We start from the raw sequence: 340 nt of genomic DNA on the forward strand, positions 1-340 counted from the left end.
ATCGCCGCCGGCCGCCCGACCCCCGGCGTGGCCGCCGCCACGCCGCTGCTGGTGCGCACGGGCAGCGCGGTCGGCCCGCGCGACGCCACCGGCCGCACCCGCACCAGCCACCGGTTCGCCATCGTCGGGCGCCAGGGAGGCGGGGCCGATCCGCCCATCGTTTTCAGCCTTGGCGCGCTGGCCGGGCGCCTGAGCTGGCGCGAAGTAAGCAACTGGCGCGAACTGCACGCGAAGGCCACCCGTTGACCCACCCCAAGGAGATTGATATGGAACGTAGTGCCGGATTCACCCTGGTCGAGATACTCGTCACGCTGCTCGTGGTGGCGGTGCTGGCGGCGAT

2 protein-coding genes are annotated in these 340 nt (G+C 72.4%); both read left to right on the plus strand.

Annotation, left to right across the window (positions count from 1 at the left end; genetic code table 11):
* On the plus strand, positions 1-246 hold a 246-nt coding region (locus tag D0817_RS26950; protein ID WP_202866533.1), incomplete at its 5' end, for a hypothetical protein.
* A gap of 20 nt (positions 247-266) precedes the next feature.
* A partial coding sequence (locus D0817_RS26955) for a prepilin-type N-terminal cleavage/methylation domain-containing protein (protein WP_497756104.1) occupies positions 267-340 on the plus strand: 74 nt, incomplete at its 3' end.

This window comes from Flavobacterium cupreum, assembly GCF_003996965.1.
GTDB lineage: Bacteria > Bacteroidota > Bacteroidia > Flavobacteriales > Flavobacteriaceae > Flavobacterium > Flavobacterium cupreum.